Below are 16786 nucleotides of genomic sequence, written 5' to 3' on the forward strand. Positions count from 1 at the left end.
AGGCAGCATGATCCGGAACACATCATGCGCGAGAGCTGCGGAACTTCACACTGGTTTGAACGCAGGGCAAGGCTGCGCCGGAACAGGCGCGGCGCGGCGAGATTAGCTCGTCACAACGACGAGAGGAGACCTTGCATGACACAGCTCAAGATGCGCGGCACTTTCCTAGGCGCAGCAGCCCTGCTCGCCTCGGTACTGGCCAGCCCCGCGATGGCGCAACAGACCATCGGTACCGCCGCGCGCTGCTCGAACGCCGACGCGAACGCCCGATGCCAGACCATGGCACCGGGCACCACGCGCACCACCTATCGCCACCACGGCTATCGGCGGGACGGCGACTGGCAGCGCAGTTACAACCGGTATGACCCCGGCCCCGCCGGCGTCGCAGCAGGCGTGGTGGGTGGCGCGGTCGGCACGGCGGCCGCAATCGCGACCGCCCCGTTCGGCGGCCCGGACTATTATGGCCGTGCCCCGATGGGCGGCGAGGAGTATGCCCGGCAGAACGGCTTTGTCTGCACCCCCGGCACCTGGTTCCGCGGCAGCGACGGCCTCCAGCATCCCTGCCAGTAAGCTCAGGCACCACACTGACGGCGCAAAAGGCGGCCTGCGGGCCGCCTTTTTGCTACCGGGCCCATGGCAGCCAGGCGGTTAGTTCGGGACTTCCGGGGCGTTGGTTCTGGCCGCCAGGTTCTGGCTCTGGCCCGCCAAGTCTGCTATGCGAGCGCGCAAATCATTCCCATGTCGCCGGCTTAGCTCAGCGGTAGAGCAGCAGTTTTGTAAACTGAAGGTCGGGGGTTCAATCCCCTCAGCCGGCACCAGCCCTCCCCGCTGGCTCATCGCACGCCGGGTTGCAGCGCGGTCCGGAAGACTTGGCGTTGGACAACCGGGTCGTAGAGGCTTGCGCTCGCTGAAAATAGTTCGCAAAATTGTGGAACAACGAGCCACACGCGGATTTCGGGCGGGTACCGGATGACGGAAAAGCAGTTGCAGGCGCAGACATCATTGCTGAAGGCAATGCTGCTGGTCTCAGCCCTGCTGATGGGCTACTCGGATCTCATCACCACCAACGAGATATTGCAGCGCGGAATGGGCGAACTGAACCCGTTCATGCGGTTCACTCAGGAGTGGCTGGGTGAATGGTGGCTGATTGCCAAGCTGGGCTTGACCTATCTCGTGATGTGGATGCTTTGGCGCGGCAAGAGCGAACGCCAGATGGCCTATGTAGTCGCCTTCATTGCGACGCCCGTGTACAACAATCTGATCATTCTCGCGGGCTCAAACTAAGCTTTCCCCGCGCCAGGTTGGCTGGCCACGGCGCTGCACCTCGCACGGCCGCCGAAGCCCTCCGTGTTGCGGCCGCGACATCCCATTGATGCTTCGAAACACGTTCGGCAGGCCCGGCCGAGGATAGCGTTGGACAAGGCGCCCGAACTCGCCTTACCCTCGGTGCATTGCGACAAGAGAGGCTGCCAGGCGCGGTTCCAATAATGGACTGGTCGTACTATCTCGTGGGCGCGGCGGTCGTCCTGCTCCTCCTCGCCTATCGTCTGCACGGCGGGTTGTTCAAGAAGGATTCGCTGCAGGACGAGAGGCTGAATCGGCTGATCGATGAACGCATCGATCGCATGGACCTGAAGCGCGAGAAAAAGCGCGAGCCGTCCCAGCCATAGGGATAGCTAGCCTTACCTCGGAGTGATCTTCAGTCCGCTGAGATCGAGCGCCGGCCGCAGCAGCCCCGCCAGCTCGCCGGAGAATACGGCAGCTCCGACGACGAGAGCTTGGACGCTGGTGGGCTGGCCGGAGCGCGGTTTTTCGATGCAGATGCCGACGCGGTCCGCTGCTGCAAGTCTCGTGATGATCCCGTGAACGCCGACCGTCCTGCCGCCAATGTTGCCTTCAAACCGAAGTGCCTGGGCATCGAGTCCTCCAACCAGATTTTTTGCGGCTCACGCCGAGCGTCGTCCCCAAGGCCAAGCCGAGCACGTATTTCCGATTCAATCAAAGCGCTACGCCGGATTGCCCACAACGTACAGGGGGAGCCGTATTCATCCGGTGTTCCCCGCCCGCGCTTTCAATGTCGGTGCCGTGGCCCGCGGCAATTGCACGCCGGAAATTTGTTTTATGCTTTGCCGCTTCCCGCCATCGCCTTTGCAGTAAACGCTCCCCGCAATTTGTTACGCCGAAGACGTGTTGCGATGTGCCGTACTCCGGTGCGCCGCTCGGCTCTATCTCGAATAGCGCACCGCTGACCGGGCCGCGGCGACGGGCACTTGCCGACACAATGCAAGCATGTAAATTGTCAGTTTTTCAATCTTAGGGGATATTCATGAACTTGCTTTCGACTGCCGTTGCGTTGACGATATTCGTCGCATCGGCCGTTCTCGCCGGATCGGCGCTCGCCGAGGAGCGCAACGATACACCGCAGGCGCTGGCCTGCATGAAGAAGTACGGCTTCACGCTCGAACAATGGCGCGGCTATCAGGTACCGGCCTCGAAGGCCGGCCCCTACCGGCTCTGCCGTGACAGCGGCGGCCGGGCCGACGCCGGCAAGGTAAAGGCGAAGTGCCTCGCCCAGGCCGGCGTCACCGCCGCACAGTGGAACGCGATGAAGGCCAGCGAGTCCCAGGGCATGGCCTACAAGAGCTGCATGGCGGAGAATGGCATCAACGTCACTGTTCGACGCCGCAACGGTTCAAGCTTCTGAGGCCAGCCATGAAGCGGAATGGCCGTCGTCTTCCTGGCCATGGGCTGCATCCCGGCAAGCGCCGCCGGCTGGACGTGCTCGGCACCCGGCCTGGTCTCGGGGGCGTACGATGGCGGCGATACCGCCTACATCCACCTGACCGGTTTCTCGACCGGCAACAACTATCCGGTTGCGAAGAAGGGTAACCGCGCCACCGGCACGACCAAGAACGGCACCCGCTTCGTCTGCACGCAACGTTAAGTCACCGGTCCCGCTCGGCTCGATGCTGTCGCCGATCGGGGCTCCTTCATCCCTGGGAGTCACCATGAGATCACTGATCCTGCTTGCCGCCTTGACCGCCACCATTTCAGCGGCATCCGCCGAAACTGCCGTCGAGCGCCAATGCGCGTCGGGCAAGTGCACCTGCTCGTACATCGCCTCGTGCTGCAAGACCTGGAATCGCACCCATGGCGGCGATCTCGCCGTCTGCGACAGCTACCGGCAGAGCTGCCTGCAGACCGGTCGATGGGACGACAGGAACCGTCACATCGATGTGGTGGTGAAGCGCTGAGGCGTGCAGCTTCCGAGCCAGCCCCGCGCGAGGGCTGGCCGGAAGCAGCACCCGACGGTCTGCCTTGGCAGGAATTGGGGGATCATCCCCGTAGCATCACCCATCCTGCGTCTTGCTTCTGTCCTTGCGGCTCGAAACGCGGTATGCAGAATGCGGGATGGGACTCAGCCAATGACCTATTTGATCCTTGCCCGGGATGGCACCAGCCAAATCGTGCTGAAGCGCGACAGCGAAGACGCGGCCGAGAAGAAGGCACGCGAGCTGAAGGAGATGGGCTGGTTCGAGGTCGAGGTCCGCGAGGACAAGGCTGGGAGCGCAACCGCGCTGACCGGTAGACCACAGACCCTCCAATGACGGCTTGATGAACCTTTGCCTGGTGGCCCTTACACATGTGTGAGGAGCCCACGATGTCCGACACAGCACATTACCGCTTCCAATCCGATCAGGCGCGACGGCTGGCCCGCCAGGTCACCGACGCCACGGTGCGCGAAAAGCTGCTCGAAATGGCCGAGGAGTATGGCCGCTACGCCGACCTGATCGAGGCCCGGAGCGCCGAACCGGCGCCCGTCGAGGCGGTCACCGCCCACTAAAGCTGGCACCCGCTCACGGGTCGCGGCCGCGAAACTCACGCACAAGGACACGAGTGGACGCTCTCGACGGCATCCTCTTGCTGCTCGGATCGATTTTGGGCTGGCCGATCCGGCGGTTTGGCCGATGGCTGGACCGGCAACCACATCGCGCCCCGTCGCAGATATCGCCCCTTCAAAAGATCGGCCGTCTCGCGCTTGCAGCCATCACCGCCGCGATCCTGGTGCCGCTCGGCCGGCTCATCTTCTGACCAGGTCGCCCAGCGCCTTTCCTGATGCTCGATCTCAAATCGCGGCCGATCCCGCGAAAATGCCTGAAGATTTGATCGGAACATTATGCCCTCTCAAGCGATTTTCCTCGCATGAAGGTACGCGAAGCCAACCGCAATTTGCTGCTTCTGGGCAGCTTCACGCTGCTCAGCGTGGCCGCGGCCGGCGTCGTCGCCCTGCTCGACCCGGCGCCCGCGCCGGCCAACGCAGCGCCCCAGGCGACCGCGAATCAAGCGTCCGCTCATCGTCAGGCGCCGGTCCGGATCGTCGGTACTCCGTTCGTCCCGAACACCAATCCCCGCCAGCGTTGACCGTCCTGCCGACCCGGGAATGTCACAATTATGTCACCGCACCTGTGAAACAGGCGTCTTCGTCAACCATCATGATGGCGAGCGCTTGATTCCGCGCGGTTGCTTTGCTGGAATCCGCGCGTTCAAGGTGCGCCATGAAGTGGATGAAAGAACGCGATCTCCTGATCGCGCAGACAATGGCCTTCGTACAGTCGGTGAAGGGCAAGCTGCCCGACGCCGAAGCGCCGGCGCCTGCCCAGCGGTCCGCTGCAACGCCAGCCGCCCCGGCGGCCGCGACCGAACCGGCCATGGAGACAAAGGCCGACTTGGAGACAAAGGCCGACTTGGAGACAACGGCCGACTTGAAGACGAAGACCGGCCTGGAGTCGAAGGCCCCCCTGGAGGCAAAGGTTACACCGGAGTTCAAGCCCGAGGCCGAGGCCCCGAGGGAAGCCCCAAGGGTGGTCATGCCGCCTCCGCTTCCGGTGCCGACCGTGCTCCAGGGCCTGCCCCCGGCTCCGTCACCCCTGGCGGTGACGGTCGTCGAAGTCCCGCCGCCGGCGCAGCCGCCCCACTTCCCGAAGCTCGACATCCGCGGCGACTTCGGCTCCGAGGTCCGGGAACGGGTTGCCAATTTCCGCGCCCAGCAGCAGCGCTTCCTCAGGGAACGCGAGGAATATTGCACCACGACCATGGCCAAGGTCCGCGCCGCGATCCGCGACAACAGCGAGTTGCCGCGCTCCGGCAAGTAGCCGGCGCGCTTTAACCTCCGAACCGACGACTGGACTTCAGCCTCGCGTGCCGGATTTCACCGGCTCGGTCAGGAAGCGTCCGCTCGAGGGTGCCGCCGCCGGCTCCTCCATGGCGTCGACGCCGGGCTGCCTGCCTTCCACCATCGACCGCAGGCCGGCCATCGCCTGGGTCATGCGTTCGGCGAATTTGGCCGCAGCGCCATCGAGGAATGCCTTGTCCTTCGGCTTCGGCTTGGCGATCCGCAGCTCGAAACGGGACGTTCCGTCGGGACCGTCCAGAACTGCCCGGGTCATGATGATGCGCGGCGCGCCGGGCACCGGCAGCGTGATGCCGACCGTGAAGTAATCGACCGGGCGCCAGTCGAGCGTCTCCTCGACATTGGTATGGTTGCCGTGCGCGCAATGATTTTTGGTGCCGACACCGCGGCGCCCCTTGCCTGACTCCTCGACGATGTCGTCGGCGTCCCACCATTTCCGCCATTGCCCGGGCACGGTGATGAACTCCCACACGGTCTGCCGCGGCGCGGCGATGTCGAACTCGAGGATCGCGTAGGCGTCGTCGCGCGTCACCTCCATCCGAACCTGTGCGTCGTCCTGCTGCCACGCCGCTTCGAGATCGCGCGCCCACAGCGTCACATCACCGATGATGTCGATGGTCTCGTGATGCGGGATGAGCCCTTGCGCCACCGGATCGACGCCCATGGCGCGGATTGCCGCGTCGCTGTAGAGCGCGTAGGCACGGCCGCCGAGCTTCTCGCCAACCGTGTTCTTGAGCAGCCGGTGGACCAGGATGACATCGCGCCCGGCGAGCTCTTCCCTGCCGCCCATCTTCTGCTTCACCATCTCGCCGTGGTGGATCACGAATTTGAAATCGAGATCGCCCATCGCGACGCAGGCCTTGCACTCGCAGGTCGAGGCCTGGCGGATATCGCGCAGGCGCCGGCGGAATTTGAAATAGGCACCCTCGATTGCGTCCTGGAGCAGCGAGCCGTCGATCGTGCCGGTCGAGTAGACGAATGCGGCGTCGCCCTCGAACTTGGCGAGGCGAAATGGCGGCCGCAGCCCCTTCACCACCACATCCATGAAATCGGCGATGATATCCTGCGCGTGGTCAAGCTCGACCGCCGCCAGGAAGTTGGTGTAGCCGGAGATGTCGGCAATCGCGAAATATGCCGCTTCAGCTTTCGGAAGCATCGAGACCTCCAGCGCAATCGGTTCACGCCGTCGACGTGGATACGCAGTTTGTCATACCACACCGAAGGGAGATAACATGAAATTCGTTGCTGTCGCCGCATTGGCATTTGTGGGCTGGCTTGCCGGCTTCAATTCCGCAAGCGCGGAAGAAGCCGCCATGAAGACGACGCCGACGACCAAAATTCTCGCCATCGGCACCATCAATCCCGGTTTTGAACAATCGCAAGTGCGGGCTGTTCTGCCGGAAGAGGTTCGCGGGACCGTCGATCTCTACCTCGCCGGCAAGATCGAGCAATGGTACTCGCTCGAGGGAAAACCGGGCGTGGCCTTCATCATCAACGTCACAGATCCGGCCGTCGCGCACGAGATGCTCGAAAAGCTGCCTTTGGGTAAAGCCCATATGATGAGCTTCGAGCTGATCCCGATCGGCCCACTCAACCCGCTTCGCTTCTTGCAGGGCATGCAGCCGAAACCTTGAGACAGGCCGTGCCTGACCTGGACGTGGCGCGCAGCTCTAGCGCCCGCCGATCCTTTCCAGCACCGGCAGCAGATGTTTCAAGAACTCGCCCGGATTCTCGCTCATCGGAAAATGGCCGAGGCCCTTCATGATGGTGGCCTCGCTGCCGGCAATACTGCCGGCCACCGCCAGCGTCTCCGCCGGCGTGCAGGAATAATCGTACTCGCCTGACAGCAGGAACAGCGGGCAGCGCTTGGTGTCGATCTCGGCGACGCGGCCGCGGATGTCGCCGTCGATCTTGTAGAAATAGAGGTCGCCCTTGAACACGCCGGGGCCGCCTTGCATGTAGTGCCACAGCGTCTCCCATTTCTCCTTGTCAGGCGCGTCGGGGCCGACGAGGCCGGAGACGATGGCGGCTGCAACCTCGCCGCCATGCACGTCCGGCCGGTGCAGGAAATTCAGGTCGTAATAGGGATCGACATGCGCGCCGGCCTGCAGGCCGATGATGGCGCGGAAGCGTTCGGGATGCTCGAGCGCGAGGTGCAGCGCGATCCGGCCACCGATCGAGCAGCCGATCACGATCGGCCGGTCGAGGTCGAGCGCATCCATCACGGCCAGGATCATCGCCGTGTATTGCGCCGAGGTGAGCTGGTACTCCTCGTCGTGCCAGCCTTGCGGCGGCGACGATTTGCCGTGCCAGGGCATGTCGAAGGCGATCACCCGATGATTGCGCGTCACGCGTGGATCGTTCATCAGGCCGCGATATTGCCGCCCGTCGGCGCCCGCGGTGTGCAGGCAGAGCAGCGGCGTGCCCTCGCCCGCCTCCTCGACGTAGACGCGGTGCGCTCGGCCGGACAGCTCGAGATGCATGTAGCGGCCGACGATCGGTTCGAATCTGGCGCTCATGCGGCCACTCCCTCGCGGCGCAGTTTGCCGAGCGCCTCCTTGAAGTAGCGCAGGTTCGCCATGAAGATCTGCAGCTCGCCCTCGGCCTTCAGCACCCGGCGTTTGATCAGCGCCATCAGGTCGTTGGAGCCCGGCGGCGGTCTGAGTTCGCAGAACCTGTCCCACTCCTCGTCCGAGGTGCGCAGTGCAAACGACCAGGATGGCATCACGAACGGCCCCCTGGTCACCGCTATGACCCGGCCCTCGTGGATCGCGATCAACCAGGCGGTCTTGCCGATCTCCAGCAGGAATGTCGTGGTGAGATAGCGGCCGCGCCGCACCAGGCCGGCGTCGCCGTTGACCCGTTCCTTCAGCATCTCGATCATGTCAGCTCCACCCTGGCCGCGGCCCGTCCGCGGAAGACAGCGGCGGGCACTTGTTCTGTCGGCAATGATGGAAGGAACGGCCGAACCGTCAATCGCTACGAGCGTTGCCGGGCTACGGCGTTTTCGCGGGGCGCACTGTCCGGCACACCCGCAATCGGTCCGCGCGAAGAGGAAGCTAGAGCCAGGACCAGACCAGCGCCACGTTGGCGGCGCAGGCCGCGAGCAGCACAACCGCAAGCGCGAGCTGAACGCGTTCGTAGGGGGGCTGGTGGATCGCTCTCATGGGCCGGAGCATCTGGCGATTCTACCCGGGGAGTCCCGGGGATTCTTTTTTCCGGGGTTTACCGCTCATTAAGGACTCAGGCCCCTCCGGTAAAAGGGCCGAAATGACTCATAATTTCAGATGCTTGCTGTGGATCCTGGCTCACGGTTCCGTGATTGGAACGGGTGATCTTCCCCGAAACCGGGGACCGTCATTGGCGTTGTCGCTGATTGGGGAACGACAAAATGCCGTACGCGCTATTTTATCAGGACGCCAAGCTGAGCAAGGCGTATCCGACCGAGGCTGACGTCTGGAAGTTGGCCCGGAAATCCGGGCTGGTGGTGGATGCTGTCTCCGAAGAGGAGACGTCTTCGCCGCGCCCGGTGCTGGACAATGACTACGAGATCCGGCCCTGCCAGCTCGATCCGAACGAGGACCCGGTCAAGAACAAGGCCGATGCCGATCGCGAAGCGCGGCAGGAGCCGCGGCTGAACTAGGGGATGGCAGATCGCCCGGTGCGCAGGGGCGGACCGGGTACCGGTGCGATCGTCGCGTTGCTGCTACGGCGTCGCCGTCGCCAACGAAGCCTGTTCGGCGGCGAGCGACACGCAGATCTTCCGCCGATGCAGACCCCGGATTGCGCCCGTCACCTTGAGGACCTTGCCCGCCGTGCAGGACGCGTCCTGGACGAGCACGACCTCATATGGCGCAAGCGACAAGGGTTCGGATTTAAGGACAGTCTGGGCAACGCACGGCACAGCGACCGCAGAGAGGATCAGCCCTAACGCAAAGCTACGCATGTTTGTTTGTCCACCAGCCCCGGCGTTCGCATAATAACGGATCACGATGAAAGTTCCGTGCAATGCAGGAATTATTTTTTGCATTGCACGATCAGGCGTGAATATCGGCTGAACAAGCAAACGTCAGGCCAAAAAAAGGCCGCCCCGAAGGCGGCCTTTGATCTCGATGGAAGAAGACGCAATCAGTAGCGGGAGCCCACCGGACCGCCCCAGCCGAAGCGGTAGTTGACCCCGACCTTGACGGTATGCTCGTCGTTCCGGAAGCTCGCGCCAACCAGGTCGGCCGGGCCGCTGGTGAAGTTGGTCTTGCCGAAATTGTAGTACTGGTATTCGGCCTTCGCCGACCAGTTCGGGGCAAACATGTATTCGAGGCCGGCACCGACGGTATAGCCGTCCTTGTGGCCGCCATCGGTGGTGAAGGCCGCCGGCACGCCGCCGACCGTCGCCGTGATGTTGTTGTTGTCGCGCCAGGCATAACCGCCCTTGGCGTAGAGCAATGCCGGACCCCAGGTGTAGCCAAGGCGGCCGGTCACCGAACCGAGCTGGTCGGTGTTCCCGGTCACCAGCGTCCCGCCCGGGAGCAGCACGCCATTGTTGTTCGAGGAACTGGGCAGCCAGGAGTACTGCGCCTCGACGCCCATCACCCAGTTGGGGGCGAACTGATAGTCGAAGCCGCCCTGCACGCCGCCCATGAAGCGCGCATCGCTGCCCATCAGGTTGGTGCCGTCGGTGAACGCGCCGCCGACATGGCCGCCGATATAGAAACCGGTCCAGTTGTAGACGAGCGCCGGTGCGGTATAGGGCGGCGGGGCCTTGGTATAGGTGCGAGCCGGCATGTCAGCCGCAAATGCCGGGCCCGCGAAGGCGGCCAGCGCGACTGAGCCGAGCAAAAACTTCTTCATCTCTGATCCCCGTTACGAACGCTGCGCTGTTAAACCAAACAACGTGACGCCAATTAGGTTGCTTTGGGGCAATGCCGGACCCGTGATGTTTCCGATCTGTGACGGGGTCGCAACAACGCCCGTTTGTTCCTTGGCACAGAAGGTTTTTTCACCGGTTAAGCAGCCGTATTTCGGCTGTATGTAAGTCGTAAACGGCTAAGGTGAAGTTCAGCGCTCCCCGAAAAGTGATCGGAGTTCGATAACGATTCGATCAGGGCTGCGACAGGCCGCCGCGGCCGATAGCGCCGTCAGCGGAAGACGCTTCGCACCTTTCCGGATCATGCCTAGCGCGACAGCTTTTCCAGATCCGGAAAGGCCGCGTAGGACGCACCGGCGCAGGGCTCGGCGGCGTTGTCGAGGATGCGGTCGAGCCGGCCGTCGACGAACATGACGCCGCGCTCCCGGGCCGGACGGTAATTGCCGTCGGTATCCCTGGCACTGTAGCGCAGGCACACCACGTAACGCAGCCGTCCGCCGACCGTGCGCTGCACCGGCTCGGCAATCCCGGCCTCGCGCACCCCGACCGGATTGTTCAGATAGGTCCGCATGAAGGCCAGGATCTGCTCGCGGTAGCGGTCCGGAAACGGCTGGTTGGCGACGCCGCGATCGTCGGTGAACGTGGTCGAACCACCGCCGTCATCGCTGGTCAGGCAGCCGGCAAGCGGCATCGAGAGCAGCAGGATCGCCGCCAGTTTTGATGAAGTCCGCAAACGACGCTGTCTCATGGGTCCCCGGCCGCGTGTCCTAGCGCGTTTTCGAGCGAAGTGGCTACCGGTTCGCGTGAAGAAAACGCGTTAAAACAAAAATCTAGAGCCACCGTTCCGATTCCTATCGGAACGGGGGCTCTCGACTGCCGTGCGGCGGAAGGGAATTCGCAACTCGGTTATTCCGGCGCATCAGGCCCGGAAGCCGCACCCAAACGCACTCCGGCCCGCCGCCATTGGGGAAGCAATGGACGGACGGGCCGGTTCTGCATCCCTGCGCAAAGGCTTTGCCTTTGTCGCTGAGTGCGCAGCGGGGCAATGTGGAGCGAACTGCGCCCCCGGGATCAGATTCGAGATCAGTTCAGCCGCGCTCGATCAGCCGCGCTTGGCCGGCACGACGTGCTTGGTCGCGACCTTGGCGTGAACGTGCTTGGTCGCGTGCTTCGGCGACTTCACCTTCAGCATGCCCATGTGCTTGTGGTGGTGATGGCGATAGTGCTTGTGGTGCATCTTCGCGTTGGCGTTGCGCACCTTCGACGGCAGCTGCTCGCTCTTGATGACGGGAGCAGCCTTGGTCGCCGGGGCAGTCGTCGCCGGGGCCGTGGTGGTCGCGGGCGCGGGGGTTGCGGTCTTGCCGGTTTCGGCGGCGAACGCGGGCGCTGCGATCACGGACACGGCGAGCAGCGCGGCGGAAATCGTCTTCAACATGGTGGTCCTCCTCTTCGGGATCGAGAGGTCTCCGGCCGGATGGTCGGCCTCACCGATCAATGCACGTGACCTTAGGGGCCCCGCACTGAACCCGTTCTGAAGGACATGGACGGAATTCATTCATGTGAATGACATCTTGGTCATGTTGCCCGCCCCCGCCAGTCGTAGGCCTCACGCAATCGTGGGATCGGCCGGGAATGTTCTGCACCCTTGGGTGTTCAAGTCAGCAGGCTTGGGTGTAGGATTACCGAGCACGATCAGGAACGATCAGGAGCAACCAGGAATGAGCAAGACGACGAAGTTTCTAGGCCTCGCAGTGCTCTCGATGACGCTCGCAGCCGGGCCGGTCATCTCGGCGTACGCCGCAGGCGGCGACAATCCCTCCCCGCCGGCGTCCGACAGCGGCAGCAAGGGCAAGAAGGCGAAGAAGGATAAGAGTTCCGCGATCGACGATCAAAAGTTCCTGGCCGGCTACCATGCCGCCTATGCCACGATCTACGACAAGCACGACTATACCGCCGCGATCGAGCAGCTGAAGGCGCTCGGCCAGGACGACCGTGCCGACGTCGCCAATTTGATCGGCTACTCCTATCGCAAGCTCGGCGACTACAAGGTCTCGCAGATCTGGTACGAGCGCGCGCTCAAGGCCGACCCGGCCCATGTGCGCACCTGGCAGTATTATGGCCTCTGGCAGGTCGAACAGGGCAACCGCGATCAGGCGCAGTACCATTTGAACCGCATCGCCCAGCTCGCCGGCACCAACAGCGACGAATATCGCTCGCTTGCCGCAGCGCTGGAGAAGCCGCCGGGCACTGGCCTGGTTTACTGAGCGGGCATCCGTTCCCATCAAGCCGGCCAGTCGCAACGACTGCGCCGGCTTTTTGCTGCGCCGTCGAAAGGGGGGAGCCGACTGGCGTTGGCCTGTTACGGGTAGTGTTCGAGACGACGGTCGGGCTTCTGCGGACGGCTTACCCCGACCGTGTTGCCGCCCTCTCCAGGCTTAGCCGGTCGCGCGGCCTTCTCGATCGGCGGGCCGCTGTCGCCGGTCTTCTTGTTGGTGTTCAGCGCCTGACCGGTGGTGGTGATATTGGCGGCTTGCCCTGCCCCTGCACCTGCCGACGGGCCAGAACTCTGCGCCAACACGGTTCCCGACAGCGCCAATGCCACCATCAGTATTGCCGCGTTGACTGTCATGGAGGGGGCCTTCTGCATACGAATGATGCAGGGCAACGCGCCAGGGCCGTCCGCGTTCCAATGCCGCTCATCGCCGAGGCACTAGAGTTAACGTCGATCGCCGGCCAGCGCTCGCCAGTGGCCTTCCGCGTCCTTGTGCTCGCAAAGCGCAGACCTTAACGAAGGCAACATGCAGCTCGTCTCCACCCTGACCTGCCCGGCTTGCGGCTTCGCCAAGGCCGAGACCATGCCGACCGACGCCTGCCAGTTCTTCTACGACTGCATGGGCTGCGGCAACCGCCTCAAGCCGAAGGCCGGCGATTGCTGCGTGTTCTGCTCATACGGCTCGGTGCCCTGCCCTCCGGTCCAGGCGGACGGAAAATGCTGCGGCGATGCCGCATGCGGCGGCGGATGAGAAGCTGACCCGCCGGCGCGATCGACCGGCATCGCGTCCGCCGCGATGCCGGTCATCGCCTCATTTCACCTTCTGGATCGCCGTGACGGTATAGCCGCCGTCGCCCTCCCGGGCTTCGAACTTCACCTTGTCACCGACCTTCACCTGCTTGAGCAGCGCGGGATCCTTGACCCGGTAGACCATCGTCATCGGCTCGTCCATGCCGAGGCTCTTGGCCGGCCCATGCTTGAGCGTGATCTTGCCCGCGCCCTCGTCGATCTTCTTGACCTCGCCGTTGATATCCGCGCCCTGCGCGAACGCCGCGCCAAATGTCAGCGCCATGGCGAGCGCCGCTGCGCCCGCCGTCCGGAAGATCCCGTTCATTGTCGTTGTCCTTTCCGTCGCTGCTGATTTCATTTCACGATGACGCGGCCGGTCATCCCGTAGTCGCGGTGATCGGGGATCAGGCAGGAATATTCGAACGTTCCGGCCTTGGTGAACTTCCAGACGATCTCGGCACTCTTCTTCGGCGCGAGACGGACGCCGTTCGGATCGTCATGCTCCATGTGCGGATGCTTCTTCATCACTTCAGCGTGCTTCAGATTCTCCTCGGTGGTGGCGAGCAGGAACTCGTGATCCTCGGTGCCGGCATTCTTGATCACGAAGCGGATCTGTTCGCCGCGCTTGACCTCGATGCGGAACGGCGTGAATTCCATTTCCTTCATCTCGACCTCGACGGTGCGCGACGGCTTGCTGGGATCGCCGGGCTCGCCGGCCGAATAGGATTGGTGGCCGTGTTTCTCGTGGCCGCGCGAAGGCGCGGCGGTGACCGACAGGGCGATGAACGCGATGCCGATCGTGGTGACGTACTTCATTGGATTCTCCATTTCAAATTTCATGATTGCGTGTCGCGGGACGGCACGTTGGTCCACTACATCTTCATTCCCTTCATCGCTGGCTTGGCTTTTCGCTCCGGAGCCGCCGGCAGCTGACGCGCGGGCTCGGCCGCCGGCGCGTCGACCTCATAAGCGACGGTGCCCGGCGGATAGTTGTACGGGCCGGGATCGGCGTAATCGTCACGGCCGAGCCCCTCGCGGATCTTCATCACCGTGAACATGCCGCCCATCTCGATCGGCCCGAACGGCCCCGTCCCGGTCATCATCGGCAGCGTGTTGTCGGGCGCCGGCATCTCCATGTTGCCCATCGCCATTCCGGTCGATCCCATCACCATCGCGTCCGGCGCGAGCCTGCCGACCGCCTTCGCCAGATCCTGGCGCGACACGCCGATGAAGTTGCGCACGTCGTGTTCCATCGCGTTCATGGTGTGGTGCGACTTGTGGCAGTGGAACGCCCAGTCGCCCGGATTGTCGGCGAGCATGTCGAACGCCCTGACCGCGCCGACCGGCACGTCGGTCGTGGTTTCCGGATATTGCGCTGATACCGGCACCCAGCCGCCGTCGGTGCAGGTCACCGCGAAATTGTGCCCGTGCACGTGGATCGGATGGTTGGTCATGGTCAGATTGCCGATCCGCACACGGATCCTGTCGCCGAGCCGGATCGGCATCGGATCGATGCCGGGATAGACGCGACTGTTCCAGGTCCACATGTTGAAGTCGGTCATCTCATTGACCTTCGGCAGATAGGTGCCGGGGTCGATGAGGTAGCTGCTCATGATGAAGACGAAGTCGCGATCGACCGGGCGGAACGCCGGATCGCGCGGATGCACGATGAACATGCCCATCATGCCCATCGCCATCTGCACCATCTCATCGGAATGCGGGTGGTACATGAAGGTCCCGCTGTGCTTCAGCTCGAACTCGTAGACGAAGGTCTTGCCCGGCTTGATGTGCGGCTGGTTGAGGCCGCCGACACCGTCCATTCCGGCCGGCACGATCATGCCGTGCCAGTGCACCGTGGTGTGCTCCGGCAATTTGTTGGTGACGAAGATGCGTACCTTGTCGCCCTCGACCGCCTCGATGGTCGGGCCCGGCGCCTGCCCGTTATAGCCCCACAGATTGGCCTTCATGCCGTCGGCGAATTCGCGCACCACCGGCTCGGCGACGAGATGGAATTCTTTCCAGTCGCCGTTCATCCGCCACGGCAGCGACCAGCCGTTGAGCGTGACGACGGGCCGGTAGTCGGGCCCGCTGCTCGGATGCAGTGGCGGCTGCATCACCGCCTTGTCCATGGTCGGCGCCTCGGGAATCGCGGCGGCCTGGACGCGGCCGCTGACCGCGCTTGCCGTGACCAGCGCGGCGCTGCCCAAAAATCCACGTCGTGAAAACATTCGCTGTCTCCCCCTAATGATCGCCGCCGGCCGGCGATGCGGCCGAAGCGACGGAAGATGGTGTCGACGGTGCGCCGGCAAGACCGCCACCGTTGATCGCCGTTTGCAGGTCGGACTGCGCGAGCCAGAAGTCGCGCCGGGCGTCGATCGCCGCGCGCAGCGAGCCGAGCCGCTGCCGCGCCTCAGTGAGCAGTGCGAACACATCGACCTGCATGCTGGAGAAGCGCAGCTGCATCTCCTCGGTGATGATCTGCCGCAGCGGCAGCACCTCGCGCTGGTAGTGGCTCGCGATGTCCCAGGCCGAGCGGTAGACGCGGTAGGCGTCGCGCGCCTCGGAGCGGACGTTGATCGCCTTCTCGGTCAGGCGGTTCATCGCCTGCCGATACGTCTCCGCCGCCTGGCGGACCCGCACCTCGCCGCCGTCGAAGATCGGAATCTGGAACTGGACGTCGAAGCCGCGTTCCTTGAAGGGCGGAGCTTCGGGATCGTGGGTGCGCTTGTCGATGCCGGCCACATCGAGCAGCGTGACGAAGCGCGTCGCCTCGGTGAGATCGAGCGCCTTGGCGAGAGCTACGATATCCATCCGTGCGATCTGCAGATCGACGCGATGACCGACCGCGGCGACTTCGATCGACGGTTGTTCCACCGGTCGCTTCGGCAGCGATGGCAACTTGCCTGGAATCCGGAAACCGAGATCGCCGTCCCACAATCCCAGCAGACGCGCGAGCCGCTCGCGCGAGCTCGCCGCGTTCTGCCGCGCGCTGGCGAGGTCGGCCGTGATCTCGGCGTAGAACACCTGCTCGCGGGCCTGGTCGAGCTTGTTCATGCCGCCGGTCTCGCCGAGCTTCTTGGCGAGTTGCGCGGTCGATTCCGCGGTCGCCTTGGCGTCGGTCAGCAGCGCGACCGTCTCGTTCGCGGCAACCGCCGCAACGTGGCTGCGCCGTACCTCGGCGGCAAGCCGCAAGGTGGCGAGCGCGGCCTTCAGTTGTGCCTGGCGGAAGCGTTCACTTGCGATCTCGGAGCGCGCCGGCAGCGTCGCGAGCGCCAGGATGTCGCCGACCACCTGCCGCTCGACCTCGCTGGCACCGTTGCCGGTGATACGCGAGATGGAGAAGGTTGGGTTCGGCGGCAGGCTGTCGGCGACGCGATCGGTTTCCGCCAGCGCCAGCTCATTGTAGGCGGCCTGCAAGCCCTTGTTGTTCAGGAGCGCGACCTGCACGGCGGCATCCGCCGTCAGGTTGCGCGCAAGCAGGCGCTTCACCGCCGCATCGGCAATTGCCGCCTCGTCGGCAGAGCGAGCGAAGGCGACGTCCTTGCCGATCGCCTTCTCGGTCACCTCGGAGACGACGCCCATGCCCGTGTCGGGCGAGAACGAGGCGCAGCCGGCGAGCGCGGATGTCAGCAGCAGGATCGGCGCGATGGCCAGATGTCGCATGGCGCCC

The 16786-nt window shown here is 64.0% G+C and carries 28 protein-coding genes and 1 tRNA gene; 16 read left to right on the top strand and 13 right to left on the bottom strand.

Annotation, left to right across the window (positions count from 1 at the left end; genetic code table 11):
• The first annotated feature begins 135 nt into the window (after positions 1 to 135).
• The 11 genes from CK489_RS32735 to CK489_RS32785 all read left to right on the top strand — a co-directional run bounded on the left by CK489_RS32735 (position 136) and on the right by CK489_RS32785 (position 4422).
• Positions 136 to 570 carry a hypothetical protein gene (locus CK489_RS32735; RefSeq protein WP_198961083.1) on the top strand — a complete coding sequence of 145 codons (435 nt, stop codon included), beginning with the start codon at positions 136 to 138 and terminating at the stop codon, positions 568 to 570.
• A gap of 173 nt (positions 571 to 743) precedes the next feature.
• Positions 744 to 818, top strand: a tRNA-Thr gene (locus tag CK489_RS32740).
• A gap of 151 nt (positions 819 to 969) precedes the next feature.
• On the top strand, positions 970 to 1284 hold the full coding sequence (locus tag CK489_RS32745) for a DUF5658 family protein (protein ID WP_244485865.1): 315 nt from the start codon (positions 970 to 972) through the stop codon (positions 1282 to 1284).
• A gap of 203 nt (positions 1285 to 1487) precedes the next feature.
• A complete protein-coding gene (locus CK489_RS32750) occupies positions 1488 to 1670 on the top strand; it encodes a hypothetical protein (protein ID WP_050625635.1) in 183 nt (60 codons plus the stop codon).
• A 656-nt stretch (positions 1671 to 2326) separates the two neighbouring features.
• A complete protein-coding gene (locus CK489_RS32755; protein WP_095735240.1) occupies positions 2327 to 2704 on the top strand; it encodes a hypothetical protein in 378 nt (125 codons plus the stop codon).
• 18 nt (positions 2705 to 2722) lie between these two features.
• Positions 2723 to 2944, top strand: coding sequence for a hypothetical protein (locus CK489_RS32760; protein WP_095735241.1), 222 nt, complete (start codon positions 2723 to 2725; stop codon positions 2942 to 2944).
• Positions 2945 to 3008: 64 nt separating this feature from the next.
• Entirely contained in the window at positions 3009 to 3254 is a 246-nt protein-coding gene (locus CK489_RS32765) for a hypothetical protein (RefSeq protein ID WP_095735242.1), read from the top strand.
• A gap of 171 nt (positions 3255 to 3425) precedes the next feature.
• The gene (locus CK489_RS32770; RefSeq protein WP_050625631.1) at positions 3426 to 3608 is read left to right on the top strand and encodes a hypothetical protein; all 183 of its coding nucleotides are present in this window, start codon (positions 3426 to 3428) and stop codon (positions 3606 to 3608) included.
• Positions 3609 to 3661: 53 nt separating this feature from the next.
• The gene (locus tag CK489_RS32775) at positions 3662 to 3844 is read left to right on the top strand and encodes a hypothetical protein (protein WP_095735243.1); all 183 of its coding nucleotides are present in this window, start codon (positions 3662 to 3664) and stop codon (positions 3842 to 3844) included.
• Between the two features lie 53 nt (positions 3845 to 3897).
• Positions 3898 to 4092, top strand: coding sequence for a hypothetical protein (locus CK489_RS32780; protein ID WP_095735244.1), 195 nt, complete (start codon positions 3898 to 3900; stop codon positions 4090 to 4092).
• 111 nt (positions 4093 to 4203) lie between these two features.
• Complete coding sequence (locus CK489_RS32785) at positions 4204 to 4422, top strand: hypothetical protein (RefSeq protein ID WP_095735245.1); 219 nt, start codon at positions 4204 to 4206, stop codon at positions 4420 to 4422.
• A gap of 28 nt (positions 4423 to 4450) precedes the next feature.
• Here CK489_RS32785 and CK489_RS41945 read toward each other — a convergent pair whose 3' ends face one another.
• Positions 4451 to 4870 (bottom strand): hypothetical protein, encoded by a 420-nt coding sequence (locus tag CK489_RS41945; RefSeq protein WP_198961084.1) that lies wholly within the window; start codon positions 4868 to 4870, stop codon positions 4451 to 4453.
• Between CK489_RS41945 and CK489_RS41950 the strand changes: the two genes are divergently transcribed.
• Entirely contained in the window at positions 4869 to 5153 is a 285-nt protein-coding gene (locus tag CK489_RS41950) for a hypothetical protein (RefSeq protein ID WP_198961085.1), read from the top strand. The two genes, CK489_RS41945 and CK489_RS41950, sit on opposite strands and share 2 nt — an antisense overlap.
• 36 nt (positions 5154 to 5189) lie before the next feature.
• Here CK489_RS41950 and CK489_RS32795 read toward each other — a convergent pair whose 3' ends face one another.
• Positions 5190 to 6347 carry a DUF2652 domain-containing protein gene (locus tag CK489_RS32795; protein ID WP_095735247.1) on the bottom strand — a complete coding sequence of 386 codons (1158 nt, stop codon included), beginning with the start codon at positions 6345 to 6347 and terminating at the stop codon, positions 5190 to 5192.
• A 76-nt stretch (positions 6348 to 6423) separates the two neighbouring features.
• On the opposite strand from CK489_RS32795, the gene CK489_RS32800 reads away from it, so the two are divergent.
• Positions 6424 to 6825 (top strand): hypothetical protein, encoded by a 402-nt coding sequence (locus CK489_RS32800; RefSeq protein ID WP_198961086.1) that lies wholly within the window; start codon positions 6424 to 6426, stop codon positions 6823 to 6825.
• Positions 6826 to 6861: 36 nt separating this feature from the next.
• On the opposite strand, the gene CK489_RS32805 is transcribed toward CK489_RS32800, so the two are convergent.
• Complete coding sequence (locus CK489_RS32805; RefSeq protein ID WP_095735248.1) at positions 6862 to 7710, bottom strand: alpha/beta fold hydrolase; 849 nt, start codon at positions 7708 to 7710, stop codon at positions 6862 to 6864.
• A complete protein-coding gene (locus tag CK489_RS32810; protein WP_063781752.1) occupies positions 7707 to 8075 on the bottom strand; it encodes a hypothetical protein in 369 nt (122 codons plus the stop codon). Before CK489_RS32810 ends, CK489_RS32805 begins: the two co-directional genes overlap by 4 nt.
• Positions 8076 to 8582: 507 nt before the next feature.
• Between CK489_RS32810 and CK489_RS32815 the strand changes: the two genes are divergently transcribed.
• Positions 8583 to 8834, top strand: coding sequence for a hypothetical protein (locus tag CK489_RS32815; RefSeq protein WP_050625628.1), 252 nt, complete (start codon positions 8583 to 8585; stop codon positions 8832 to 8834).
• A 63-nt stretch (positions 8835 to 8897) separates the two neighbouring features.
• On the opposite strand, the gene CK489_RS32820 is transcribed toward CK489_RS32815, so the two are convergent.
• From CK489_RS32820 to CK489_RS32835, 4 genes are all read right to left on the bottom strand, one after another.
• Positions 8898 to 9221: a DUF6719 family protein gene (locus CK489_RS32820; RefSeq protein WP_245350580.1), complete on the bottom strand. Its 324-nt coding sequence runs from the start codon at positions 9219 to 9221 to the stop codon at positions 8898 to 8900.
• Between the two features lie 98 nt (positions 9222 to 9319).
• Positions 9320 to 10039 carry an outer membrane protein gene (locus CK489_RS32825; protein ID WP_050625627.1) on the bottom strand — a complete coding sequence of 240 codons (720 nt, stop codon included), beginning with the start codon at positions 10037 to 10039 and terminating at the stop codon, positions 9320 to 9322.
• 323 nt (positions 10040 to 10362) lie between these two features.
• Positions 10363 to 10803, bottom strand: a complete 441-nt coding sequence (locus tag CK489_RS32830) for a hypothetical protein (RefSeq protein ID WP_244485862.1) — start codon at positions 10801 to 10803, stop codon at positions 10363 to 10365.
• 354 nt (positions 10804 to 11157) lie between these two features.
• Positions 11158 to 11490, bottom strand: a complete 333-nt coding sequence (locus tag CK489_RS32835) for a His-rich protein BRANT (protein WP_244485861.1) — start codon at positions 11488 to 11490, stop codon at positions 11158 to 11160.
• A 283-nt stretch (positions 11491 to 11773) separates the two neighbouring features.
• On the opposite strand from CK489_RS32835, the gene CK489_RS32840 reads away from it, so the two are divergent.
• Positions 11774 to 12319, top strand: coding sequence for a tetratricopeptide repeat protein (locus tag CK489_RS32840; RefSeq protein WP_050625625.1), 546 nt, complete (start codon positions 11774 to 11776; stop codon positions 12317 to 12319).
• A gap of 95 nt (positions 12320 to 12414) precedes the next feature.
• Here CK489_RS32840 and CK489_RS32845 read toward each other — a convergent pair whose 3' ends face one another.
• Positions 12415 to 12684, bottom strand: a complete 270-nt coding sequence (locus CK489_RS32845; protein WP_128089386.1) for a hypothetical protein — start codon at positions 12682 to 12684, stop codon at positions 12415 to 12417.
• A gap of 169 nt (positions 12685 to 12853) precedes the next feature.
• On the opposite strand from CK489_RS32845, the gene CK489_RS32850 reads away from it, so the two are divergent.
• Positions 12854 to 13078, top strand: coding sequence for a GDCCVxC domain-containing (seleno)protein (locus CK489_RS32850; protein ID WP_050625826.1), 225 nt, complete (start codon positions 12854 to 12856; stop codon positions 13076 to 13078).
• A 60-nt stretch (positions 13079 to 13138) separates the two neighbouring features.
• Here CK489_RS32850 and CK489_RS32855 read toward each other — a convergent pair whose 3' ends face one another.
• The 4 genes from CK489_RS32855 to CK489_RS32870 are packed head-to-tail and all read right to left on the bottom strand — an operon-like array spanning position 13139 to position 16779.
• Positions 13139 to 13441 (bottom strand): copper-binding protein, encoded by a 303-nt coding sequence (locus CK489_RS32855; protein WP_050625623.1) that lies wholly within the window; start codon positions 13439 to 13441, stop codon positions 13139 to 13141.
• Between the two features lie 29 nt (positions 13442 to 13470).
• A complete protein-coding gene (locus tag CK489_RS32860; RefSeq protein WP_244485860.1) occupies positions 13471 to 13932 on the bottom strand; it encodes a cupredoxin domain-containing protein in 462 nt (153 codons plus the stop codon).
• Positions 13933 to 13988: 56 nt separating this feature from the next.
• Positions 13989 to 15344: a multicopper oxidase family protein gene (locus tag CK489_RS32865; protein WP_095735249.1), complete on the bottom strand. Its 1356-nt coding sequence runs from the start codon at positions 15342 to 15344 to the stop codon at positions 13989 to 13991.
• Between the two features lie 13 nt (positions 15345 to 15357).
• Complete coding sequence (locus tag CK489_RS32870; RefSeq protein ID WP_095735250.1) at positions 15358 to 16779, bottom strand: TolC family protein; 1422 nt, start codon at positions 16777 to 16779, stop codon at positions 15358 to 15360.
• Positions 16780 to 16786: the final 7 nt, after the last annotated feature.

The sequence above is a fragment of the Bradyrhizobium sp. UFLA03-84 genome (assembly GCF_002289535.1).
Taxonomy (GTDB): domain Bacteria; phylum Pseudomonadota; class Alphaproteobacteria; order Rhizobiales; family Xanthobacteraceae; genus Bradyrhizobium; species Bradyrhizobium viridifuturi.

Excerpts from the sequence above, each read along its gene's own strand:
- CK489_RS32735 (WP_198961083.1), top strand. The coding sequence starts at position 136 with ATGACACAGCTCAAGATGCGCGGCACTTTCCTAGGCGCAGCAGCCCTG.
- CK489_RS32745 (WP_244485865.1), top strand. The coding sequence starts at position 970 with ATGACGGAAAAGCAGTTGCAGGCGCAGACATCATTGCTGAAGGCAATG.
- CK489_RS32750 (WP_050625635.1), top strand. The coding sequence starts at position 1,488 with ATGGACTGGTCGTACTATCTCGTGGGCGCGGCGGTCGTCCTGCTCCTC.
- CK489_RS32755 (WP_095735240.1), top strand. The coding sequence starts at position 2,327 with ATGAACTTGCTTTCGACTGCCGTTGCGTTGACGATATTCGTCGCATCG.
- CK489_RS32760 (WP_095735241.1), top strand. The coding sequence starts at position 2,723 with ATGGCCGTCGTCTTCCTGGCCATGGGCTGCATCCCGGCAAGCGCCGCC.
- CK489_RS32765 (WP_095735242.1), top strand. The coding sequence starts at position 3,009 with ATGAGATCACTGATCCTGCTTGCCGCCTTGACCGCCACCATTTCAGCG.
- CK489_RS32770 (WP_050625631.1), top strand. The coding sequence starts at position 3,426 with ATGACCTATTTGATCCTTGCCCGGGATGGCACCAGCCAAATCGTGCTG.
- CK489_RS32775 (WP_095735243.1), top strand. The coding sequence starts at position 3,662 with ATGTCCGACACAGCACATTACCGCTTCCAATCCGATCAGGCGCGACGG.
- CK489_RS32785 (WP_095735245.1), top strand. The coding sequence starts at position 4,204 with ATGAAGGTACGCGAAGCCAACCGCAATTTGCTGCTTCTGGGCAGCTTC.
- CK489_RS41950 (WP_198961085.1), top strand. The coding sequence starts at position 4,869 with ATGCCGCCTCCGCTTCCGGTGCCGACCGTGCTCCAGGGCCTGCCCCCG.
- CK489_RS41945 (WP_198961084.1), bottom strand. The coding sequence starts at position 4,870 with ATGACCACCCTTGGGGCTTCCCTCGGGGCCTCGGCCTCGGGCTTGAAC.
- CK489_RS32795 (WP_095735247.1), bottom strand. The coding sequence starts at position 6,347 with ATGCTTCCGAAAGCTGAAGCGGCATATTTCGCGATTGCCGACATCTCC.
- CK489_RS32800 (WP_198961086.1), top strand. The coding sequence starts at position 6,424 with ATGAAATTCGTTGCTGTCGCCGCATTGGCATTTGTGGGCTGGCTTGCC.
- CK489_RS32805 (WP_095735248.1), bottom strand. The coding sequence starts at position 7,710 with ATGAGCGCCAGATTCGAACCGATCGTCGGCCGCTACATGCATCTCGAG.
- CK489_RS32810 (WP_063781752.1), bottom strand. The coding sequence starts at position 8,075 with ATGATCGAGATGCTGAAGGAACGGGTCAACGGCGACGCCGGCCTGGTG.
- CK489_RS32815 (WP_050625628.1), top strand. The coding sequence starts at position 8,583 with ATGCCGTACGCGCTATTTTATCAGGACGCCAAGCTGAGCAAGGCGTAT.
- CK489_RS32820 (WP_245350580.1), bottom strand. The coding sequence starts at position 9,221 with ATGCAAAAAATAATTCCTGCATTGCACGGAACTTTCATCGTGATCCGT.
- CK489_RS32825 (WP_050625627.1), bottom strand. The coding sequence starts at position 10,039 with ATGAAGAAGTTTTTGCTCGGCTCAGTCGCGCTGGCCGCCTTCGCGGGC.
- CK489_RS32830 (WP_244485862.1), bottom strand. The coding sequence starts at position 10,803 with ATGAGACAGCGTCGTTTGCGGACTTCATCAAAACTGGCGGCGATCCTG.
- CK489_RS32835 (WP_244485861.1), bottom strand. The coding sequence starts at position 11,490 with ATGTTGAAGACGATTTCCGCCGCGCTGCTCGCCGTGTCCGTGATCGCA.
- CK489_RS32840 (WP_050625625.1), top strand. The coding sequence starts at position 11,774 with ATGAGCAAGACGACGAAGTTTCTAGGCCTCGCAGTGCTCTCGATGACG.
- CK489_RS32845 (WP_128089386.1), bottom strand. The coding sequence starts at position 12,684 with ATGACAGTCAACGCGGCAATACTGATGGTGGCATTGGCGCTGTCGGGA.
- CK489_RS32850 (WP_050625826.1), top strand. The coding sequence starts at position 12,854 with ATGCAGCTCGTCTCCACCCTGACCTGCCCGGCTTGCGGCTTCGCCAAG.
- CK489_RS32855 (WP_050625623.1), bottom strand. The coding sequence starts at position 13,441 with ATGAACGGGATCTTCCGGACGGCGGGCGCAGCGGCGCTCGCCATGGCG.
- CK489_RS32860 (WP_244485860.1), bottom strand. The coding sequence starts at position 13,932 with ATGAAGTACGTCACCACGATCGGCATCGCGTTCATCGCCCTGTCGGTC.
- CK489_RS32865 (WP_095735249.1), bottom strand. The coding sequence starts at position 15,344 with ATGTTTTCACGACGTGGATTTTTGGGCAGCGCCGCGCTGGTCACGGCA.
- CK489_RS32870 (WP_095735250.1), bottom strand. The coding sequence starts at position 16,779 with ATGCGACATCTGGCCATCGCGCCGATCCTGCTGCTGACATCCGCGCTC.